The organism is Spirosoma endbachense (assembly GCF_010233585.1).
In the GTDB taxonomy this organism is placed as follows: Bacteria; Bacteroidota; Bacteroidia; order Cytophagales; family Spirosomataceae; genus Spirosoma; species Spirosoma endbachense.
Genome location: NZ_CP045997.1, coordinates 263,316 through 279,222, shown reverse-complemented (window position 1 = coordinate 279,222; position 15,907 = coordinate 263,316). Strand labels below are relative to the sequence as shown.

Here is a 15,907-nt window from a genome sequence, read left to right as displayed (position 1 = left end):
GTCTTTCGATACTGTTCCTGACGTTGATAAACGCACCCATTCATCGCAAATGACCAAGTTCATAGTAACCGCTATTACTCTTTTTTGCCTTGTTCAAACTGTATTCGCCCAATCGAAACTCGATAGTCTGTTACCCGTCCGTGGTTTTTGTATTGCGGCTCCGCAGCCTAAACAACTGGATACATTCATCAAGTTTATCGACGAAGAATTGGCTCCCCGACAAGTCAATACATTGATTTTGAGAGTTGATTTTAATTATCAGTTTGATAGCCACCCCGAGCTTAGTGACAGCATAGCCTTGTCGAAGCGAGAGGTAAAAAAACTGGTCAAGGTTTGTCAGAAAAACAATATCCGTCTGATTCCCCAAATCAATTTACTCGGTCACCAGTCCTGGGCCAGCACGACGCATAACCTGCTTCGCGTATACCCTGACTTTGACGAAACACCCCACGTTAAAATGCCTGACAAATACGTCTGGCCAAATGCTGATGGGCTCTATTGCAAGAGTTACTGTCCCTTGCATCCGGGTGTTCATAAGGTTGTTTTTGAGCTGGTAGACGAAATCTGTGACGTATTCGAGGCCGATGCCTTTCATGCTGGAATGGACGAGGTATTTTTTATCGGCGACGATAAGTGTCCACGCTGTTCGGGTCGCGATAAAGCCGAATTATTTGCCGGAGAGGTAACCGAAATCAGGAATCACCTGGCAAAAACGAATCGTAAACTCTGGATGTGGGGCGACCGATTGATTGACGGAAAAACCACTGGCATTGGCATGTGGGAAGGTAGTTTTAACAATACGTACCGAGCGATCGATTTGATCCCAAAAGACGTGATGATCTGCGACTGGCACTATGAACGCCCTGACCTGACGGCTGTTTATTTCGCCACGAAAGGGCTCAGCGTGATTACCTGCCCCTGGCGAAAGCCAGATTTTGCCGTCACCCAGACGCAGGACATGGTCAAATTCCGCAAGTCGGTCACACCCTTAATGAAGGAACGGTTTCAGGGGATGATGCAAACGGTCTGGTCGGGTGCCGGGCCGTTTCTGGATGAATTTTACGGAGTAAAAGTGAATACGGATGCAGGCGACAATACGCAGGCAAATTGCTTCAAAGCGCTGTACAATGAAATAAAAAGACTAAACGAGGCTCAATAACTTCCACAACATGGTATCTGCTCAACCTCAATCCACGACAGTAGATCTACTGCTAAAACGAGTGTTTTCCATTGACGTTTTTCGGGCGTTGACCATGCTGACGATGATTTTCGTGAATGATCTGGGAACATTATCAAGTATTCCAGTCTGGCTTGAACACGCTCATGCGGATCAGGACTTTCTGGGTTTTGCCGACACAGTTTTTCCCTGCTTTCTGTTCATTCTGGGCATGGCGATTCCCTTTTCCATCCGCCAGCGTCTCAGCAAAGGAGACTCGTATGCGTCAATTATTCAGCACATTATCATTCGGTCGTTTGCCTTGCTGGTGATGGGTGTCTTTACGGTCAATTTGCCTGATCTGAATGCCAATGCGACCGGCATGAGCTCAGATTGGTTTCAGATTCTGATGGTAACCGGATTCTTTCTAATCTGGAATCAATATCCGAATGGGGAGGGAATCCAGAAAATCATTTTCATTGGCCTGCAACTGCTGGGCGTTTGTCTGTTGATAGTTCTGGCCGTTATTTTCAAAGGCGGCCCCGACAATAATCTAGCCAGAATGGTACCTCAATGGTGGGGCATTCTGGGCCTAATTGGCTGGACCTATTTAACCTGTGCGATCCTCTATTTATTTCTTCACAAACAGCCGCTTTTATTGATCGCTTCCTGGTTGTTCTTCACTCTATTAAGCATAGCAGGCCATGCGGGATGGCTGCACACTCTATGGCCCGATGGCCCGCGCACTTGGATTCCCGACAATGGCGCTTTCGATTCATTTGCTTTTACCGGTATCCTGGCCACACTTCTTTTGACACGCTCACAGCGAACAGGTAAAACGCAGCAGTTGCCGATTCTTTATACCGGAATTGGTATCTTATTCCTCGGAGCAGGATTCTTGGCCCGAAATTTCTTTATCATCTCAAAAATTCATGCAACTCCCACCTGGATTTTTCTTTGCTGCGGTATCGCATTCATAGTCTACGCGATAACGTATTGGCTGGTCGATCTGAATGGAAAAGCGCAGTGGTTTGATCTGATAAAACCCGCCGGAACCAGCACGCTGACCAGCTACCTGATGCCTTATCTATTCTATAGCTTCGTCAGTCTGGCCGACATTTCGCTACCCGAATCATTAAAAACCGGCGTAGTTGGCTTACTAAAATCACTTCTATTTGCCTTCCTGATCATAGGCATTACAGCCGTTTTAGGTAAAATGAGAATAAAGCTGAAGTTGTAATCAACTTGATGATCAACACCTTACCCAGTCCCTCTCTTTAATCATGAGAGGGAGACAGTTTCTCATTTTTCACTTACCTGATTTAAACAATCGACAAAAGCCATACTGCATATTAGCTTCACATCATCTCCCGGATTTCTACAAACCCATCCGCATCAAAAACGGGGCAGGTTTTCATCAAGCCAACGGCTTCGTCAACATCAGAAGCTTTTAGTAGTAAATAACCACCGACGATTTCCTGCCCATTTACCTGATATAGTCCTTCAGAAACCTGTGGCCCAATATGAGTTGGGCGCATCACTTTGCCTGACAGCGTTAACGATGCTCCGCCTTCCCAGTGGCCTTTTTCCAGCAGATTGCTGATCCAGGCTTTCCAATCAAGCTGATGCTGACGCGTTTCCTCCGCCGAGGGAATTGTTGACCGACCGTCTGGTTCACGAATCAAAATAAGGTACGTTTTCATTGGATTAAAGTCGCTTATAAAATCAGTTTACCAGGAGGTTTCTCCCTCTTCGCTAAAAAATCGCCCGGTGGGTCCGTCGGCATCCAGTCTTGCAAAACTGGCCACAAAACGGCCTGCCTGATCGACCGGTTTATAGCCAGTATGGTGATTAAAATCAGTAGCTGTATAGCCAGGATTGACACTATTGACCTTAAACGATGTGCCTTTCAACTCCTTCGCCAGCATAACTGTATAAGCGTTAAGAGCGGATTTTGAGGGCGTATAAGCCGCTGGACTCAAGCCGTAAAATTCATAATCGGGATTCGAATGGTTGCCCAATGATCCCAAATCACTGCTTACATTAACAATTCGGGGCGCATCCGATAGACGCAGCAAGGGTAGAAACGCCTGCGTTACCTGAATTACGCCAAAGACATTCGTGTCAAAAACAGTCCGGATGACCTCAATTGGTGTTGTCGACGCATCCTGCGGAAACGCCCCCGGAATACCGGCATTGTTAATCAATCCATCCAGCGATGAGCTTTTTTCAGCAACCTGTTCAGCCGCTTTTTTAATGGATTCGGGTTTAGTTACGTCAAGCTCAATCAGAGCCAGATTGGTTAAACCCCGTTTCTGGAGTTCTTTTAGGGCCTCCTGACCCAACGTCAGATTACGGCAGCCCAGATAAACAAAATACCCTAAACGGACTAATTCGGCAGCAGCTTCCAGCCCGATGCCTTTATTGGCGCCGGTAATCAATACAGTTTTCATGCTAGTTAGTTTAAGCCTGAGTGAGTTGTTGAAGAACAGCGTGGGTATCTCGGATACTCCAGTGTTCAATGTATTTCCCGTGTTGCAATCGGATAATGTCAATCACTGGGAAAACAATGGATTTACCCGTGGCCGGAATGCCCATAAACATGCCGAGATGCGTGCCGTGAAACGCTTTTCGGGTAACGACTTTATCCCCTTCGGCAACCTGATCGTAAATTTCGACGCGCAAATCCGGGAACGCCGGGCGCAATATGTCGATAATGAATCGAATGACACCGTCTCTGCCCGACGACATACCAGCAGGGGCGGTGTGATTGATAAACGCTGCGTCGATTAATTCTTCGAAGACGGCAAGTCGGCCTTCTTCAATGGCTTCCTTGTTGAAACGGGTAACAATGGCCTTGTTTTGCTCTGATTCTGAGCTCATACTGTTTCGTGCTTTGTTGAGGTCACAAAACTACAGGCTCGATCAGGCGCGCTTATTGGCTGGATGACGGTTTCAATGGTACATTTCACGGATTGTTGTCCGGAAGGTAGTCGGCGTCTCGCCCGTCAGGCGTTTGAAGAAGCGGTGGAAGTAAGCCCCATCTTCGAAACCGAGTTGCCAGGCAATTTCTTTGGCCGACAGGTCGGTATGCAACAATCGACGTTTGGCTTCCAGCACGAGTCGTTCGTGAATATGCTCAATAGCCGTTTTTCCGCTTTGCTGTTTTATTCGATCGTTGAAGTGGCCGGGTGTTAAGTTGAGCAGATTGGCATAGTCGGCAACCTGATGAAGTTTATCGTAATGACTGTCGATAGTAGACCAGAATCGGGTCAATAAACTACGATCAGGTGAGCTGTGATCGGCTTGAAATTTCTCCGTATATAATCGACTCAGGTAAATCAACAGCACATTGACATACGAGTGCAGCATGTTATTTCGCCAACTCCGCTCGGAATTGAACTCGATCAGCATTTTACCGAATAAATCGTCCAGAAATTGCAGATTCTCCGGCGAAAGTTTCATTTCGTGTGCATTGTCGGGATTCTGAATAATCGGGAGCTGGCGAAGCGACCGATTTTCTTCCATCTGGATGTATTCCTCCGTGAACGAAAGCATAATTCCATCCATTGGTTCGACCTTTTCCTTGACCTGCACCTGTTGTGGACCCGAAAAATAGAATGTATTGGACTGGAGCGTATACGGTACAAAATCAACCCAATGGCGGCTCGTGCCTCTCCGGACCAGACACAAAAAATAATAGTCCTTACGGTGCGGTACCAGAAAATTTGACCGGTGCCGACGAATTTCGTAGTTGGATTCTACGATCTCAAAAACTGTATTGCCAAAACTGCTACTTTGCTGTAACGAATAGGTAGGGATCGCTACATCTTTTTCCTGGGCAACAATCATTCGTAAATTTAATAAAGGTTAGCAAAAACCGTGTGAGGACACTGTGCTTTTCACTTTACCCGAAAACCTACCTTGTCTCTGAACAGTTTCTTAAAACAGACCATTCTCTACTAAATTATCGCCAATGCTTTCTCCTTCTTATTTAACCCCAATCGTCCAGACACTACTTGGAAGCTGGTTTATTTGCAGTACAAACTTTCCAATGTGGCTGAAAGGCGACAAAACCAACCCTACATTCACGTATTCAGTCAGCTACAGAAAAGCAGAAACGACTGTTTTGCTGGATGAGGTCAAGTACCAGAAAAGGGGAGAAACCAAAACGCTTACAGGCTTCGATTATCAGACTAAAAACGATTCGTCGATCTATATCTGGCGCGGCAAAGGGGTTTTACGTTTAGTACGCAGCCAGTGGCAGGTTGTTCTGCAGGATCCCAATGGGCAATGGGCAGTTATCTGGTTTTCAAGAACTCTTTTTACACCGGAAGGGGTCGATATTATTAGCCGGACACCCCAACAACTTCCCGAAAAAACACTCAATCACATCAAATCGTTAATGGCCGATAATCCGCTGCTGGCTAAACACCTGATAACTATGCGCGAGCTACCTGTTAAGTGATTGAGCAATTGTATGATATTTTTCTGGACTAAAACTTAGGCGGTGCCCATGAACCTTCCGCCTGAAGAGCTTCTCCGAATCTGATATAAGATCACCATCTCGGTTTCAATGATTTATTTCCCAATTTCACTAACACCGCCACCCGAATGAAGTACACACGGATGCCCATTGAAATCGAATCCCCGGAAGAAATAGGCTATTCAACCATCCGCTACAATCTGGCCGAAAGCTCCGTTCGGGATATTCATCTGGGCGGGCTTAACCTCCCGCTCGATGGTCTGCTGTTGTGTTATGGTCATCATCGGGGGCATCCTGAATTACTCGATTGTATTGCCAGCGAGAGCCCACTTCTTCAATCAGACGATGTGCTGGTTTGCAGTGGTGCCGCCACGGCCTTGTTCATTATTGCCACGACGTTACTTAGTGAAAAAGACCATTTAGTTGTCGTACGGCCCAATTATGGCACCAACCTCGAAACACCCAGGGCCATCAACTGCGCGATGAGTATTGTCGATCTGACATTTGACGAGCGCTTTGCCCTGAATGTGAATCATATTAGTCGGGCCATTCGACCAAATACCCGACTCATCAGCATTACCAATCCGCATAACCCAACGGGCACCGTCGTTCCAGAAAACACTCTGAATGAACTGATTACCCTGGCCGAAGCGCATAACTGTTATCTTCTTGTTGACGAAACCTACCGCTATCTGAATTTTCAGACCCCGCTTCTCCCCTATCTGGCTGAAAAAAGCAGAAACGTCATTTCGGTCAGTTCACTCTCGAAGGCGTTTGGTGTGCCGGGCATCCGCATTGGCTGGATCATTTGCCGCGATGCTGCGTTAATGCACCAGTTTCTGGCCGCAAAAGAGCAGATCATGATCACTAATTCGGTTGTGGATGAACAAATTGCGCTGAACATTTTACAAAATCAGGCAAATCGGCTCAGGGAAACGCATCAGGTCATCCGTACAAATTTCGACATTACGCGCCAATTCTTCTCCGAAACTCCTTATCTTGACTGGGTAGAGCCAACAGCCGGAGTCGTTTGCTTTCCGCGGTTAAAAGCAGGCTACACAATCAATACCAACGACTTTTACCAGTCTCTATATACTCATTATCAGACGCTTATAGGGCCGGGGCATTGGTTCGAACAGGATAAGATCTACATGCGCATCGGTTTTGGCTATCCCACTGCCGATGAACTGCGAAGTGGCTTACAGCATGTAGACCGCTGTCTGGCAGAGCACCTAAAATGATCAGGTAATCCCTTATGGAACCGTTGGCAGGCTATGTCCGGCGGGCTTTTTTATGTATTATTAAGGGAAATTGAGAAATACTGCCCCGAAGACATTTCGGTATTTTCCTTAATAACAACCTGAAAACTAGCGTTCAGAATGGATTTTTCGAAGTACAAAAAAAGCACAGCATCAGTCTGGGCCGGTGAGACCGATCCGTTTACCAATGGAGCCGTTACAACGCCAATTGTCAACAGTGTTGCTTTTGCGTATGATGACCTGGACGAGTGGCATAAGGTAGCAACCGGAAAAGCGGATGGCTATATCTATAGCCGAAATACGAACCCCACCGTTCATGTACTCGAAGAAAAAATCCGAATTCTGGAAAAAGCCGAAGCGGCTACGTCCTTTGCGACTGGTATGGGGGCTATTAGCAATACATTATTTGCCTTGCTGGCTCCCGGCAAACGAGTGGTTTCCATCAAAGATACCTACGGTGGAGCCAGCCGACTCTTCCTCGACTTTCTTCCCCGTTATCAAATAAACGTTACGCTTTGCGGGACAACAGACTTCGACGACCTGGAAGCCGAAATTGCCAAAGGTTGTGATGTGCTGTATCTGGAAACACCGACAAATCCTACTCTCAAGGTTGTCGATATAAAACGGCTGTCGGCCGCAGCCAAAAAAGTAGGAGCCATTACCGTTGTCGATAACACATTTGCGACTCCAATCAACCAAAATCCTTTGGCACTGGGTGCTGACCTCGTTATTCACAGTGCCACAAAATTCCTCGGCGGCCACTCCGACGCTATGGGTGGTGTCTTGTGCGGCACCAAAGTGCTGGTCGAGCAGGTGTTCCAGTTCCGGGAAATTAACGGGGCCAGCCTGCAAGCCGATCCGGCCTATATGATTGCCCGTGGCATGAAAACCCTGGAGTTACGAATTGAGCGCCAGAACGCATCAGCACTGACTATTGCTCGCTATCTGAAGGCGCACCCGAAAGTCAGTGATGTGTTTTACCCCGGCCTTGAATCCCATCCCGGCCACGACATTGCCAAAGCGCAGATGTCGGGGTTTGGTGGCATTCTAAGTTTCTCGTTAGTTGGTGGGTATGAGAACGTCAAAAAGTTTTTACCCCAACTCCAGTTTGTGCATCTCGCAGCCAGTCTTGGTTCAGTCAGTACCTTAGCGGGTCCGCCGAGAACGACCAGCCATGTTGAACTCACGGAAGAGCAGCGCCGGTTGCTGGGCATTCCTGAAAGTCTGATCCGGTATTCGGTCGGTATCGAAAACGTCGATGATCTGATCGGTGATTTAGACAATGCCCTGGCCGCACTATAACCAACTCCGCACCCATGAATCATTTCTATCGATCTTTGGTAGGATGCCTGTTAGCAGCCCTTATGCTACCCTTTATCAGTTCGGCACAAGTAGTTCAGCCCCCTCGAAATCCGCACACAGCCGCTTTACTGGCCCGAATGGATAAAGCGGCCGAAGCGCTGACTGCAAAGGTGATTGACTGGCGACGAGACATTCATCAGCATCCCGAGTTAGGTAACCGTGAAGTGCGAACGGCAGCAAAAGTAGCCGCTCATTTGAAGTCACTGGGTATTGAGGTGCAAACGGGTGTCGGAAAAACGGGTGTCGTTGGCTTGCTCAGAGGGAAAGCGCCGGGACCCGTTGTTGCCTTACGGGCTGATATGGATGCTCTTCCGATCACAGAACGAAATGATTTAACCTTTAAATCGACTGTTACCACAGATTATAATGGAAAAACTACGGGTGTCATGCATGCCTGCGGCCACGACTCCCACGTAGCTATGCTGATGGGAGCGGCCGAAGTACTGGCATCCGTTCGGACTGAGTTACGCGGCACGGTCAAGTTTATTTTTCAGCCCTGCGAGGAAGGTCCTCCATCCGGCGAAGAAGGAGGAGCCAAGTTAATGGTGAAAGAAGGAGTGCTTGAGAATCCGAAAGTAGACGTTATTTTCGGACAGCACATTTCATCCGGAACTGAGCTCGGTTCATTCACCTACCGCCCTGGCAGCGTCAGCGCCGAAAATGACATCTTCCGAATAACGGTACGTGGCAAACAAAGCCACGGCGCAGCTCCCTGGACTGGCGTCGATCCGATCGTTACGGGTGCCCAGATTGTGATGGGTTTGCAAACGATCGTGAGCCGAAATTTAATGCTCACCGAACATGCAGCCGTATTGACAATCGGTGCCTTTCATGCTGGTAACCGGGAAAATATTATTCCCGAAGAAGCAACTATGATTGGCACCCTTCGGACCCTAGACACCACCATGCGGAATACCATGTATCGACGGATCAGGGAAGTTGTAACAAATATTGCCGAAAGTGCGGGCGCTACTGCCGAAGTCAGTATTAGCATGGAGGATGCCATGCTGGTTAACAATAAAGAACTGACGTTAGCGGTGGTTCCTACGTTACAGGCATTGGCTGGTACATCCAACGTGGTACTGGTTCCGTCGGGCATGGGTTCCGAGGACTTTGCTTATTTTGCGCAGAAGGTTCCGGGTTTCTTTTTTAGTACCGGTGCCCGGCCCAAAGGCGTCAAATCAAATCAGGTAGCCCATCATTCACCCGATTTCCAGATTGACGAAACCAGCTTCGATCTGGGCGTAAAAGCCCTTTGCCACCTCACCGTGGATTATATGGAGCAAAAAGTTAAAAAATAATGCATTGACAATTTCCCTCTCAGGTAATCCTCAACCTGCATTTACTCGGCAGGGAGGATTACGGTTTTGGACTGGCTTGTTGCATCTGGTAACCTGTAAAGCAGGTAACTGACCAGAAGCAGGCAGACAATATCAGCAACAATCCCCGTCTGAAAAGCAGATAGATAACCATGACCATCGCCCTGATTTGTCTGTAATGTTGTAAAAAACAGCCCCCCAATCAAACTTACTCCAAGCGCCGAAGCCGTTTGCTGAACGGTAGAATAGACTCCGGATGCGGCACCGGCAAACTGGATCGGGATACTTTTAAGTGCCATATTTAACAGGGATGGCAATACAAACCCGCTCCCAAATCCATAGGGAATCAGCAGCAGCAGAAGGGTCCCGCGAGGTAAGCTCAGGGTGAACAGGTTTAATTGCAGAAACAGCATGATCAGCATCAGGAACACGCCCATTTGTAAAACGACCTTCCCGTACCGCACGACCAGTCTGATCGATAGCAGCGAGGAAATCATGAACCCCAGACCCCATAATACGAAGTTAAGCCCAGCCTGATAGGGTGGAATACCCATTCCGTTCTGAAAATACAACGTACTAATCAATAAATGAGAGGTATGCACCATGAAAAAGAACAAGGTAGTTAGCAGCGCTATGTTAAAATCCCGAAATTGAAAGAGATTCATGTTGATGAGTGGTGCCTGATCTTTTTTTAGTTTGCTTCGCTGATGGTGAATGAAATAGTAAAAAATACCCCCGGAAGCAACCAGCAGGCAGATTGTCCACCAGGGCCAGCCCATTTCGCGACCCTGAATAAGTGGGTAAATCAAACAAACCAGCGCAATGGTCAATATCCCGGTGCCAGCATAATCAAACGATTGGCTACGATTACTCGCGGTTTCGGGCAGGTAGATCGTAGCCGCGAGCAGCGCCAGCAGGCCAATGGGTAAGTTGATAAAAAAGATCAATCGCCAGCCAGCAATGGCAAAGTGACTTTCGGAGAAGTATCCGCCTAAAAACTGGCCCGTAATCGAAGCGATACCGAGTGTCAGACCGAAAAGACCAACGGCTTTGGTTCGCTCCGTAGGCTGGGCAAAAAGTACCTGAATATAAGAGATGGTTTGTGGAACCATAAAGGCGGCACTAATCCCCTGGGCAAACCGGGCCAGGTTGAGCTGAAGGGGCGACTGGGCTAGTCCGCACAGACAGGATGTAAGTGTAAATAGGGCCATTCCCCACATAAATACTTTTTTACGGCCAAACAGGTCGCCCGCTCTTCCACCCGTAATCAGAAATGAAGCATAGCCAAGCAGATAGCCCGCAATGACCAGTTGTACCTGTGCATCCGTTGCCTGAACGCCAGCTTTAACGGCTGGAATGGCCACATTCACAATAAACACATCGATGACAGAAAGCAATGGCGCTAATAAAACCACCGCGAGCGCGATCCATTTAGACTTATGTTTTTCCATATTGAATAGACTGTTCTGTCTATATTTAACAAAAAAATAGAACACTTCTACAGCGTTCGATTAACCCAACTAAAGGAATTTTTCCACGATGACTCTCCCACTAACCAGACCCGACGAGTTTTTCGTAATGGCTCCATTTGTTGCCCCACCCTCCAGCAACAAAAATATCATGTCTGTAAGCTGCTCATCAGTAAGCAGTTGGGCATGATTTACCTGCTTCACAAGGTGGCTAATTAAACTCTTCAACCGCTCCTTCTGATCTTTCACGACCTCAAGCACACTGGTTTCTGACCGACTCACCTCGGCACTGATCTTGATAAACTGGCACCCGCCAAAGCCCGACTTTTGCTGTCGACCTATGCGATGATCAAATAAGCCCAGTAATTTCTCTTTGGGATCAGCAATAGGTTCCAGAAACGCGTCAAGCTGAGAAAACCAGATTCGTTCGGCTTTCTCAAGATAAGCCAGCAGCAATTCCGTTTTGGAATCGAAATGATTGTAAAGCGATGCTCTGGCAATTTCCGCTTCATCAATAATTTGATTGATACCCGTCAGGTTATACCCCTGCTCGTAAAAAAGCCTTGAGGCTACGTCAATTATCCGGTCTTTTACCACTGACTCCTTCATGGTACAAATATAGTTCAATTTTTTGAGTAGACAAGTCTGTCTATTAAATTTTGTTGACATTCTATCTTTACCAAATGCTCTGATACAATCGGATGAGATACTGCTTTTGCGATCTAATGTCCTGAAAATCGCTAGTTTAGGGCGAACAACCTGCTAACTCGATGAAACAAGCATTCCCGAACTATTTATTTTTACGAAAGCTGGCCGTCGCTATTCTGTCAGGTAGCCTCCCGTTAACAGCGATTGCCCAGCAACCGACATACGACCTACCTAAAAGCAAGTATGGTCTGCCGGTTGTCAATGATGTCACGATCTACCAGAAAATTGTAGCTGCCAACCCCGACAACGAACTCGTGGATATGCGCCAGATTCTACCCGATGCCCAGTTTGATGTCACATATGCCCACACCAACAATTTCCTTAAACGAAAACTGTACCCTACGGCCGATGTGTTCATGCGAAAACCTGCGGCATTGGCTATTCGGCAGGCTCATGAAAACCTAAAAAAACAGGGACTGGGGATGCTGCTTTTCGATGGTTACCGACCTTATGCCATTACCGTACTTTTCTACGAAGAACATGGTGATACCACATTTGTGGCCGATCCTCGAAAAGGCTCACGGCATAACCGGGGCATGGCTATCGACCTGACGCTTTTCGACCGAAAAACAGGAAAGCGACTATCGATGCCTTCGAATTATGACGAATCGACGCCCCGCGCGTTTCATACTTACATGCAATCTGATAGTGCCTCACTGACACACCGCGCTATCTTAAAAGCCGAGATGGAACGCGTGGGTTTTTCTATTTTTCCCTGGGAATGGTGGCACTACGACTTTCAGGGATGGGAAAGCTGTTTTACGTATGATCTGTCGCACAAAGCAATCCGCCAGGCGAACAAAAAAGGAAAATCCAGGCCAGCAAAATAATCGTCCTGCTCGCTCCATTATTTCAGTTGAAGCCTGGTATTCAGTCCATACCGAAATCTACTATCAGCAATAAATGCTGCACTCAACGGCGAATTTGTGGCACTTCGAAAAAAAAATTACTTCTAGCTGTAATGTTTGTCCGCTTCGCTCGTCTTTGTCATTGAAATGGACTTACAAGCCTTTAAGCAACGGATACTGCCTGTACAGGGTCGCCTTTTTCGGCTGGCGAGTATGTTTCTGCGCAATCGCGAAGAAGCAGAGGACGCCATGCAGGACGTTTTGCTACGGCTCTGGACAAACCGACAACAGTTAGATGCCTACCATAGTGTTGAAGCACTGGCTGTGCAGATGACTAAAAACTTATGTCTGGATCGGTTAAAATCGCCCACCAGACAGAAAATGACCGACGACTCCAGTTTGCAGACTATTCAGTCGGAGACTGTTTCTCCCTACCGACAAACTGAACTGGCCGACAGCGCTGTTCTGATCAACCGTCTGATGAATGAGCTACCCGAGCAGCAGAAGTTCATTCTTCATTTACGGGACGTAGAGGAGTATTCGTTTGAGGAAATCGAACAACTGACTGGTCTTAGCGTCAACAATATTCGTGTAATTCTGTCACGGGCTCGCCAACGTCTGCGCGACAGTTATCTAAAAGCCAATGATTATGAAGCTGGACATTGAAACACTGCTCGAAAAATACTATGAAGGTGAAACTACGCTTGCTGAAGAAAAACAATTAAGACAGTTTTTTCAGCAGGATACGATTCCGGCACACCTGCAAAGTCACGCGGCTCAGTTTCGCTATTTTGCCGATGCCCGGACACAGCATCCGTCAGCAGTCTTTACCAGCAAGCTGGCAGCTAAGCTGAGTGCACCCGAACCAGGTCGCATTCGTAGCCTGACATCCTGGTTCATACGATTAGCCGCCAGTATCGCTTTACTCATCGTTGGCTTCGTAGGTGGCCGGTTCTACAATCAATGGCATTCGGGCCTGTCAGATACAGAAGCGGTTGCATCGGTCAATGGTGACCAAACGTCCGCCAGTGAAATGAAAAAAGTGCTGGCTTTTGGCGAAATGCCTAAAACATCGGCCAGTGAACGGATTCAGGCGGTTAATCAAAGTTATGAGCTGACGCAGGTTGATCGCGACATTACTCAACTACTCATAAACACGCTGAATTTCGACGCCAATGTGAACGTAAGGCTGGCGGCCTGTCAGGCGCTGACTCGCTTCGAAAACGAACCGGGCGTACGGGAAGCGCTGATTCAATCGCTTAAGATCCAGACAGATCCGAATGTTCAGCTGACCCTTATCGACGTGCTCGTTTCGATCAAAGAAAAACGAGCAGTAGACGAAATTCAGCGACTGGTTCAGAACCAGGATGTGCTTGACATTGTGCGAACCCGAGCAGAAGAAGGAATAACCCGACTGAATCAAACCGGCCGATCGGCTTCCTGAGTATTCAGTGGGCAGCTTGCAGTGGGCAGTCGACAATACATACCAATCAGTTCTAACTGGCTATTGCTAACTACCAACAGAAGATTGCCTACTGCCAATTGAAAACAAATAAATAAAACCAGTTCAAATCTTATTATGAAAAAGTTGCTCCTGCTGAGCGCCAGTATTGTCTGGTGCATGACTACTGCGCACGCTCAGGAATACAAAACGAAACTCGCCAATGCCAAAGATCGAAAGGTCACGATCGAAATGTCGGCAGGCGACATAAAAATAGAAGGCCATAACAGTGATGAAGTCATCATACAGGCCGCATCTGGTTTTGAAGCTCCCCCCGAGCGAGCCAAGGGTTTAAAGCCGCTATATTATAGCGCAGTCGACAACTCTGGTATTGGCCTGGCCGTAACGCAGGAAAGTGGGGGTCTGCGCATTGAGAAAGCGACCCGCAAGGCGGTTAAATATACCGTTCGATTACCCCGAAAAGTGGCAATTCTGTTTGAACAGACAAACTGGCAGGGATCTGGCATCACGATCAGCAATATGGATGGCGATCTTGAAGTGCGCACCAACAATGCTCAGATTGACCTCATGAATGTAACGGGTCCTGTGGTTGCCAATACAACGAGTGGAGAAATAAAAGTCGTTTTTTCAGCGCTGAGCCAGGAAAAACCCACCGCCATTTCAACCATCAGCGGTCCGATCGACATTACGTTGCCTGCTAGTTCAAAAGCCAATATGCAGCTTCGGTCAATCAGTGGCGAAATGTATACCGACTTTGATCTGGGCACGAAAAGCACGAAAGATGGTATGTCGAAAGTTGGCGGTGGCCAGAACATCGAAGGAACAACCAATGGTGGTGGCGTTGAGATGCAACTCAAAACGATCAGCAGTAATATCTATATCCGTAAGCAAAAGTGATTGACTCCTACTCCTCTCTTCGCCATGAAAAAAATTGTGTATCTACTCTTACTCTGTCTGCTGGTCAGCCCGGTTTTCGCCCAGAAAATCATTGAAAAAACGCTGCCGGTTGTGCCGAATCAATTGGTAAACCTGAACTTAAAGTTCGCCGATAGCATACAGATCCGGTATTGGGACAAAGCGCAGGTATCTGTGCGTATAGCCGTTACCGTTAATGGAGGTAAGCTCAACGATGCGTTGCTGGTCACCACCGGCTCTACGGATCAGGAAGTCAGCGTCAAAACCGACTTCGACAATGAGCTACTGAAACAGGGTAAATCTGAAGATTGCCCCGGCTCAAAATCTGTCTGGCGCACCGAACGCAACGGAAAAGATTACTACGTTTGCAGCGATATAAATTACGTTGTTTATCTACCTCAGAAAGCGCAACTTAAAGTAGAATCCATCAATGGCAACATTGACATTCGGGGGGCAACATCCGCTGTATCTGCTAAAACCATCAGTGGTTATGTCGATATGAGCTGGCCCAAAGAAAAGGGAGCTAATCTGGCCGTAAAAACCATAACCGGAGAGGTTTATTCGGATCTGGATATTGATTTCAAGAACAAAAAACAGAAAGACCCCATTGTTGGCTATATGCTGGAAGGCACTACAAACGGCGGTGGACCCAATGTTCGGTTGGAGTCAATCAGCAACAATATTTACCTGCGGAAGAAAGACTAAACAGTTGCTACAGGTGGGCCAGTAAATAGAATCTTTCCTGAAAAGCATCGCTATTGGAATAGGTATGCTTTTCAGGAAAGATTCTATTTGTTGTGTAAGCGGTCTGTGAATCCTTAAAAAACTGAAGCAGTAAATTCTCACCTCTAGGCTTCAAGTAATCAATTCATTAATTATCAATACGTTACATCAAATTATATTAGTTTATAAAAAGCTGTAAC

17 protein-coding genes are annotated in these 15,907 nt (G+C 47.2%); 11 read left to right on the top strand and 6 right to left on the bottom strand.

Annotated elements, in window-relative coordinates:
* The first annotated feature begins 49 nt into the window (after positions 1 to 49).
* Both GJR95_RS01015 and GJR95_RS01010 read left to right on the top strand, forming a co-directional pair.
* On the top strand, positions 50 to 1,159 hold the full coding sequence (locus GJR95_RS01015; RefSeq protein WP_162384117.1) for a family 20 glycosylhydrolase: 1,110 nt from the start codon (positions 50 to 52) through the stop codon (positions 1,157 to 1,159).
* A gap of 10 nt (positions 1,160 to 1,169) precedes the next feature.
* Complete coding sequence (locus GJR95_RS01010; RefSeq protein ID WP_162384116.1) at positions 1,170 to 2,396, top strand: DUF5009 domain-containing protein; 1,227 nt, start codon at positions 1,170 to 1,172, stop codon at positions 2,394 to 2,396.
* Positions 2,397 to 2,514: 118 nt separating this feature from the next.
* Here the strand turns inward: GJR95_RS01010 and GJR95_RS01005 are convergent, their stop codons facing one another.
* The 4 genes from GJR95_RS01005 to GJR95_RS00990 all read right to left on the bottom strand — a co-directional run bounded on the left by GJR95_RS01005 (position 2,515) and on the right by GJR95_RS00990 (position 5,008).
* Positions 2,515 to 2,859, bottom strand: coding sequence for a YciI family protein (locus tag GJR95_RS01005; protein WP_162384115.1), 345 nt, complete (start codon positions 2,857 to 2,859; stop codon positions 2,515 to 2,517).
* A 27-nt stretch (positions 2,860 to 2,886) separates the two neighbouring features.
* On the bottom strand, positions 2,887 to 3,609 hold the full coding sequence (locus GJR95_RS01000; protein ID WP_162384114.1) for an SDR family oxidoreductase: 723 nt from the start codon (positions 3,607 to 3,609) through the stop codon (positions 2,887 to 2,889).
* A 10-nt stretch (positions 3,610 to 3,619) separates the two neighbouring features.
* The gene (locus tag GJR95_RS00995; RefSeq protein WP_162384113.1) at positions 3,620 to 4,039 is read right to left on the bottom strand and encodes an ester cyclase; all 420 of its coding nucleotides are present in this window, start codon (positions 4,037 to 4,039) and stop codon (positions 3,620 to 3,622) included.
* A gap of 72 nt (positions 4,040 to 4,111) precedes the next feature.
* Positions 4,112 to 5,008, bottom strand: a complete 897-nt coding sequence (locus tag GJR95_RS00990) for an AraC family transcriptional regulator (RefSeq protein WP_232541040.1) — start codon at positions 5,006 to 5,008, stop codon at positions 4,112 to 4,114.
* Positions 5,009 to 5,132: 124 nt separating this feature from the next.
* Between GJR95_RS00990 and GJR95_RS00985 the strand changes: the two genes are divergently transcribed.
* From GJR95_RS00985 to GJR95_RS00970, 4 genes are all read left to right on the top strand, one after another.
* Entirely contained in the window at positions 5,133 to 5,624 is a 492-nt protein-coding gene (locus GJR95_RS00985) for a lipocalin/fatty acid-binding family protein (protein WP_162384112.1), read from the top strand.
* Between the two features lie 146 nt (positions 5,625 to 5,770).
* Positions 5,771 to 6,883: a pyridoxal phosphate-dependent aminotransferase gene (locus GJR95_RS00980; protein WP_162384111.1), complete on the top strand. Its 1,113-nt coding sequence runs from the start codon at positions 5,771 to 5,773 to the stop codon at positions 6,881 to 6,883.
* A gap of 138 nt (positions 6,884 to 7,021) precedes the next feature.
* Positions 7,022 to 8,203 (top strand): cystathionine gamma-synthase family protein, encoded by a 1,182-nt coding sequence (locus GJR95_RS00975; protein WP_162384110.1) that lies wholly within the window; start codon positions 7,022 to 7,024, stop codon positions 8,201 to 8,203.
* A gap of 62 nt (positions 8,204 to 8,265) precedes the next feature.
* Positions 8,266 to 9,564 carry an amidohydrolase gene (locus GJR95_RS00970; RefSeq protein WP_162391514.1) on the top strand — a complete coding sequence of 433 codons (1,299 nt, stop codon included), beginning with the start codon at positions 8,266 to 8,268 and terminating at the stop codon, positions 9,562 to 9,564.
* Positions 9,565 to 9,605: 41 nt separating this feature from the next.
* Here the strand turns inward: GJR95_RS00970 and GJR95_RS00965 are convergent, their stop codons facing one another.
* Positions 9,606 to 11,033 carry an MFS transporter gene (locus tag GJR95_RS00965; RefSeq protein ID WP_162384109.1) on the bottom strand — a complete coding sequence of 476 codons (1,428 nt, stop codon included), beginning with the start codon at positions 11,031 to 11,033 and terminating at the stop codon, positions 9,606 to 9,608.
* A 69-nt stretch (positions 11,034 to 11,102) separates the two neighbouring features.
* The gene (locus GJR95_RS00960) at positions 11,103 to 11,660 is read right to left on the bottom strand and encodes a TetR/AcrR family transcriptional regulator (RefSeq protein WP_162384108.1); all 558 of its coding nucleotides are present in this window, start codon (positions 11,658 to 11,660) and stop codon (positions 11,103 to 11,105) included.
* Between the two features lie 161 nt (positions 11,661 to 11,821).
* Between GJR95_RS00960 and GJR95_RS00955 the strand changes: the two genes are divergently transcribed.
* The 5 genes from GJR95_RS00955 to GJR95_RS00935 all read left to right on the top strand — a co-directional run bounded on the left by GJR95_RS00955 (position 11,822) and on the right by GJR95_RS00935 (position 15,689).
* Positions 11,822 to 12,589: a M15 family metallopeptidase gene (locus tag GJR95_RS00955; RefSeq protein WP_162384107.1), complete on the top strand. Its 768-nt coding sequence runs from the start codon at positions 11,822 to 11,824 to the stop codon at positions 12,587 to 12,589.
* Positions 12,590 to 12,754: 165 nt separating this feature from the next.
* Positions 12,755 to 13,273 carry an RNA polymerase sigma factor gene (locus GJR95_RS00950; protein ID WP_162384106.1) on the top strand — a complete coding sequence of 173 codons (519 nt, stop codon included), beginning with the start codon at positions 12,755 to 12,757 and terminating at the stop codon, positions 13,271 to 13,273.
* Positions 13,257 to 14,051 carry a HEAT repeat domain-containing protein gene (locus tag GJR95_RS00945; RefSeq protein ID WP_162384105.1) on the top strand — a complete coding sequence of 265 codons (795 nt, stop codon included), beginning with the start codon at positions 13,257 to 13,259 and terminating at the stop codon, positions 14,049 to 14,051. The genes GJR95_RS00950 and GJR95_RS00945 overlap by 17 nt, the downstream gene beginning before the upstream one ends.
* A gap of 135 nt (positions 14,052 to 14,186) precedes the next feature.
* Positions 14,187 to 14,966: a DUF4097 family beta strand repeat-containing protein gene (locus GJR95_RS00940; protein ID WP_162384104.1), complete on the top strand. Its 780-nt coding sequence runs from the start codon at positions 14,187 to 14,189 to the stop codon at positions 14,964 to 14,966.
* 24 nt (positions 14,967 to 14,990) lie between these two features.
* Positions 14,991 to 15,689, top strand: a complete 699-nt coding sequence (locus GJR95_RS00935; RefSeq protein WP_162384103.1) for a DUF4097 family beta strand repeat-containing protein — start codon at positions 14,991 to 14,993, stop codon at positions 15,687 to 15,689.
* Positions 15,690 to 15,907: the final 218 nt, after the last annotated feature.